Here is a 5,548-nt window from a genome sequence, read left to right on the forward strand (position 1 = left end):
CGCTGGAGGAATCCATCGCCTACTGGAAGACGCTCTATTCCGACGAGGACGCGACCTACGACAAGGTCCTCGTGATCGACGTCGAAAAGCTTGAGCCGCAGGTCACGTGGGGCACCAGCCCCGGCATGGTGACGGGCGTGAACAGCACCGTTCCGGCGCTCGATGCCGTGGCGGAATATGCGCCGGAAGACGTCCGCGCCGCCCTCGACTACATGGGCCTCGAGCCGGGCATGAAAATGACCGACATCAAGATCGACACCGTTTTTATCGGCAGCTGCACCAACGGCCGCATCGAAGACCTTCGCGAGGCCGCGAAGGTGATGGAAGGCCAGAAGGTCGCCCAGGGCGTCCGCGTGCTGGTGGTGCCGGGGTCCGAAAAAGTCCGTTACCAGGCCGAGGCCGAACGCCTCGACCGCATCTTCCACGAAGCGGGCGCCGAGTGGCGCTACGCGGGCTGCAGCATGTGCCTGGCCATGAACCCCGACAAGTTGAAGGACAAGGAGCGCTGCGCCTCGACCTCCAACCGCAACTTCGAAGGTCGGCAGGGGCGTGGGGGCAGAACGCATTTGGTGAGCCCGGCCATGGCCGCGGCGGCGGCAATCCACGGGCATTTCGTTGATGTAAGGGAGATCGGCTAATGGAAAAATTCAAGACATTCACTGGCATCGTATGTGCGGTTGACCGCGCGAACATCGATACGGACGCGTTGATCCCGAAGGAGCACCTGAAATCGATCAAGCGCACTGGGTTCGGCCCGGCGCTGTTTTCCGACTGGCGCTACAACGCCGACGGGTCCGACAACGCCGGCTTCGTGCTCAACCAGCCGAAGACGAAGGGGGCTTCGATTTTGGTTGGCCGCAACAACTTCGGTTGCGGATCCAGCCGCGAGCACGCCGTGTGGGCGGTTGCCCAGCAGGGCTTCAAGGTCGTCATCGCGCCGATCGAAGGCGATATCCCCGGTTTCGCCGACATCTTCCGCAACAACTGCGCCAAAAACGGCTTGTTGACCGTCCAGCTTTCGAGCGAAGAGGTGGACGCGATCTTCGAGATGGCGGCAGCCGACGAGCCGCTGGAGGCGACCGTTGACCTCGAAGCGCAGAGCGTTTCTTTCGGCGACACGACCTTCAAGTTCGAGGTCGATCCGGCCGTGAAGGAAAAGCTGCTACAGGGGCTCGACGACATCGCCGAATCGCTGCTTTACGATGCGGAGATTTCCCGTTTCGAGGCGGGCCACAATATGCAGTTGTGTTGCGCTTAGCCTTTTCAAATATTGGAAGAGCGGCTACAACTAATAGCTCCCGATTCCCGGGAGCTTTTTTATTTCCAAGGTCATATGAAAAACTATCTGACAGCATCGATTTCGGAGTCGGCGGTCCGGCACAACATGGCCCAGCTGCGGCGACTGATTGGGCCGGGCGTGAAGCTTTGCCCGGTCGTTAAGGACGACTGTTTCGGCCATGGGATGGACGTGCTCTACCCCGTGTTGGCCGAGCTGACCGATGGCTTTGCCGTGGCGGCGCCGCTCGAGGCGCTGGCGCTGCGGGGCAAGGGCTATCACGGGTTTATTCTCTGCTTCCTCTCCGCCTACTTCGATGACTTCAAGATTCAGGACGAACTGGTTTGGCAGGAGATTACGCAGACGGTTATGTCGACCTCGGCGCTGGAGTCGATCCAGGCGGCCGCCCGGCGCGTCGGGAAGACCGCGCGGGTTCACCTGAAGGTCGATACGGGCATGGGGCGCCTCGGGGTTCCGGCCCGGCAGGCGGTGGCGCTGATTGAGCAGATCAATGCCGCGGACGAGGTTGAGCTGACGGGGATCTATACCCATTTTGCGACGGCCGACGAGGCCGAGCGTTCCGCGACCTTCCGGCAACTGGAGCTCTTCCGGTCCATTGTTGCGGTGGCGGGCGGGATTACGCGGCATGCCGCCAATTCCGCGGCGACCCTGGATCTGCCGGAAACCCATTTCGACATGGTTCGCCCGGGGATCGCGGTTTATGGCTGCCATCCGTCCGACCATCTGACGAGCACGGTCGAGTTGCGGCCGTGCATGTCGGTGAGGGCCAAGCTGATTGCGGTGAAGCGGATTCCAGCGGGCGGCTACAGCGGATACGGGCTGACGCACCGCTACGATCGCGACAGTCGGGTGGGGGTGGTGCCCATCGGCTATGGCGACGGTTATTTCCGCAACCTTTCCAATAAGGCGGTGGTCCGGATCAATGGCATGGATGCCCCGGTGCGCGGGCGCGTTTCGATGGACCAGATGACGGTCGATGTGACGGATATCCCGGATGTTAAGGTGGGCGACGATGTCGAGGTCATTTCATCCGACCCGACGGCTCCGAACTGCGTGGAAAACCTGGCCCGTTTGGCGGGGACGATTCCGTATGAGATTACCTGCCATCTGGGCCACAATATGCGGCATGAGCTGGTGGACTAAGGCATGTCGGGCGGAGGCTTGAAGGTCTCGGCGCAATCGGGGCAGATGCAGTGGCTGAATTCCATCTTGGTGTGTTGCTTGAGGAACCGGTCGATCGACTGCCAGCTGCCTTGGTCGTCCTGGATCATTTTGCAGCTACTGCATAGGTTGTGGATTCCGCCGAGTTCCTTGACCTGCGAAAGCACGGCCTGGAGCTGGTGGTTCGTCTCCTCCATCTCCAATTCCTTCTGCCGGATGGCCTTTTTTTCCCTTCGCAGGTGGCCAATGGCTAAGGCAATGATGATTTGCATGCCCACGTAGGCGGGGGAGCTGGCAAAATGATCATAGCTCGTGGCGAGGCTGAATTGTTCGTAGATCAGATTGGTCAGCGGCACCAGCAGGAGCGCGGCAATCAAGCCTTGAAGCGATCCGAGCAACCAGGCAACCAGTCCGACAACCCCGATCCCCATGATGAAATAGGGCTGGTCCGGAGGGGCAACGAATCGCAGGGCCGCAAGGTATGCGGCCATGGAGCCAATGGCGGTCGCCAATCTGACATATAGATTCATGCAATAGCCTGCCAATCGATATCCATCAAGGATACTGGCCAGCAAACGCAAGTCCCATGCCAGAATCCAGTCCAAACATGAGGTTCATGTTCTGCAATGCGTTTCCGGCTTGGCCCTTCATTAGGTTGTCGATATGCGAGATCACCCGCAGGCGGTTGTTGCGTTTGTCCACGTCCACCGTCAGGTTGCAATAGTTGGTGCCGCGGATGTCGGCGATGCTGGCCGGGGTGCCGGCGTCCTGCACGCGGATGAACGGGTTGTTACGGTTGAACTCGCGGTAGATCTCGAGCACCTGTTCGCTGTCCTGTCCGTCCAGGGAGGCATAGAGGCACGACATGATGCCGCGGCAAACGGGCACCACTTGCGCGGTGAAGGTGATTTGCACGTCGTCTTCGCCCAGCAGCCCGAGCTCCTGCTCGATTTCGACCACATGCTGGTGTCCGGCCAGTTTGTAGGCGTTCATGTTGTCGTAGCGGTTGGGGTAGTGAAACGCGGCGTTGGGCTTTTTGCCCGCGCCGGAAACGCCCGTTTTGCAGTCGCAGATGATGCTTTTGGGGTCGATGATGCCGGCCGCGACGGCCGGGGCGAGACCGAGAATGCAACTGACCGCGAAACAGCCGGGGTTGCCCACGATGTTTTGCGCGTCGGTGATGTCGTGGAGTTCCGGCAGGCCGTAGACGGTTTCATTCAGCAGGGCGGGGGCCTTGTGCACCGGGTCCCGGCCGATGAAGTTGGCGTATTCGGCGTAGCGCTCGACCGTGCCGAAGCGGAAGTCGCCGCTGTAGTCGATCACCTTGGCGCCGCGCCCGATCTCTTCTTCGGCGGATTGCATGCCGACGCCGTCGGGGGTGGAAAAGAAGACCACGTCGTAGGGTTCTTGGGTTTTGGGGTCGTCGGGGGAAACGATAACGTCGTCGCAGAACCCGCGCAGGTGGGGGAATACGTCGCTCATCTTCCGCCCGGTATCGGACAGGCTTACCAAACAGCCGATTTGCGCTTCGGGATGCCGCAGTAGCAGTTCGGTAATGCCGACTCCGCCGTACCCGCCCGCGCCAACAACTTTAGCCTTGATCATAGTTCTGCACCTCGTTGAAAAAATAAGGCGAACAAAATAGACCACCGTACCGATTGAATCGACACAAAACTGCGTGCATCTGGGATTCCGGCCTTTTCGCCGCGCAGGCGTGGGGCGGCAACGTGTTCGGCGGCCCTCTGTGGTGGGAAAATAGGGCTTGCGGTACGCCGGTGTTGGGAGTGGGCGCAAGCCCGACCGGCCATGCGGCGTCTTCGGCTGGGGCTACTTCATCCGCTCGAGCATGACCTCAAGCTCCGGCGTCAGCCACATCGACTGGATCATTCGGAACTCGGCGTTGTTGGAAAGCGCCTTCTCGACGGCCTTGTAGTCCCGGGTCAGATAGGTTTTCACCAGCAGGGAATAGTTTTCGTCTTTGCCCGAAATGCGGACCGTGGGGTTTTCGAGGCCTGCGTCCCGGAGTTTTTTTTCCAGTTCGGCCTTGGACGATTGCGCATCGCCCTGGCCCTTGAAGATGAACATGCGCGGTCGGCTCGACGGCATGTTCAGGAATTTGTCGGCGTCGGCCGGGACCTTGCCCGTGAATTCCTCGTAGATCTCGTAGTAGGCAATCGCGTTGTCGCCGTTCAGCTTTTGGTCGAGGATTTCGGCGGCTTGGGGTTGGTAGTTTGCCAATGAAACGATGATCTGGTCCTGCAGGCTTTCCTTGCGGTTGATGGAGGCCAGGTCGATCAATTGTTCCACCAATTCCGGCGTCTTGTATTTCACCTGCGTCAGTCCATGATACACGGCGTTAAACTGCACGTCGGCGGCTTCATCCTTGGCCAGGATTCGGAGTAGCTCCATCGCGGCGGAGTTGGGGTGCTCTTGGTTCTTGACGAAGTGTTCGCCCAGAATGCGCGCCGCAATGCCGCGGATCGGGGCGGAAACGTCTTCGGCGCACGCCTTGAGTCCTGGGAGATAGCTTTCGTCGATGTCGCCCTTGATGCTGCCGTTGGCGATCATCGCCAAAGAGTGCATTTTTAGTTGGGGCGGACCGCTGAGCAACATTTCCTGCAGGGAGATGGTACCTTTAGTGAATTCATTGGTTGGGATGCCCACGGGCGGGTGCGGTTGATTGCCCGCAGGGGCGCCAAGGGAAGTGACACACCAAGCGGTGGCGACGGCGAAGATGGATAGTCGGTTCATTTTTTGCTCCTGATGCTCAATGCATACAAGATAGGTGCGTGGCCGAAGGATGACAAGCGCGAGAATGGGGAATCTGTGACGCTTCGCGCGGTTTTTGCCGCAGAGGGCACTGAGACACAGAGGCTCTATGCATATCCTCTCTGCTCTGTGACCTCTAGCGAAGCGGGTGGTTGAAAATCGTCCGAAAGTTTAAGGTTCTCGGTGTACTAGCAGCCTGTCGGGCTTAGATTTAAGTTGCGAATGTATTTCCATGTTAACGAGTCTGTGCCAGTCTATGCCTATCTTAAGCAAAAGGAAGCCATGGCCGCACGACTCAAGCACCTCGACCGCAGCACCCCG

6 protein-coding genes are annotated in these 5,548 nt (G+C 59.6%); 3 read left to right on the forward strand and 3 right to left on the reverse strand.

What is annotated here, in order from left to right; genetic code table 11:
- The 3 genes from ABYO54_RS13275 to alr all read left to right on the forward strand — a co-directional run.
- Window positions 1–638: aconitase family protein (locus ABYO54_RS13275; protein ID WP_372808730.1), on the forward strand; the 638-nt coding region annotated here is incomplete at its 5' end.
- Window positions 638–1,258, forward strand: coding sequence for a 3-isopropylmalate dehydratase small subunit (gene leuD, locus ABYO54_RS13280; RefSeq protein ID WP_372808731.1), 621 nt, complete (start codon window positions 638–640; stop codon window positions 1,256–1,258). The genes ABYO54_RS13275 and leuD, both read left to right, overlap by 1 nt.
- A 75-nt stretch (window positions 1,259–1,333) precedes the next feature.
- Window positions 1,334–2,440 (forward strand): alanine racemase, encoded by a 1,107-nt coding sequence (gene alr, locus ABYO54_RS13285; protein ID WP_372808732.1) that lies wholly within the window; start codon window positions 1,334–1,336, stop codon window positions 2,438–2,440.
- Here the strand turns inward: alr and ABYO54_RS13290 are convergent.
- The 3 genes from ABYO54_RS13290 to ABYO54_RS13300 form a co-directional block, all read right to left on the reverse strand.
- Window positions 2,437–2,988, reverse strand: a complete 552-nt coding sequence (locus ABYO54_RS13290; protein ID WP_372808733.1) for a hypothetical protein — start codon at window positions 2,986–2,988, stop codon at window positions 2,437–2,439. The two genes, alr and ABYO54_RS13290, sit on opposite strands and share 4 nt — an antisense overlap.
- Window positions 2,989–3,013: 25 nt before the next feature.
- Complete coding sequence (argC, locus tag ABYO54_RS13295; RefSeq protein WP_372808734.1) at window positions 3,014–4,063, reverse strand: N-acetyl-gamma-glutamyl-phosphate reductase; 1,050 nt, start codon at window positions 4,061–4,063, stop codon at window positions 3,014–3,016.
- 222 nt (window positions 4,064–4,285) lie between these two features.
- A complete protein-coding gene (locus tag ABYO54_RS13300) occupies window positions 4,286–5,209 on the reverse strand; it encodes a HEAT repeat domain-containing protein (protein ID WP_372808735.1) in 924 nt (307 codons plus the stop codon).
- Window positions 5,210–5,548: the final 339 nt, after the last annotated feature.

Origin of the sequence: Pontiella sp. (genome assembly GCF_041622395.1) — a bacterium.
Classification (GTDB): Bacteria; Verrucomicrobiota; Kiritimatiellia; order Kiritimatiellales; family Pontiellaceae; genus Pontiella.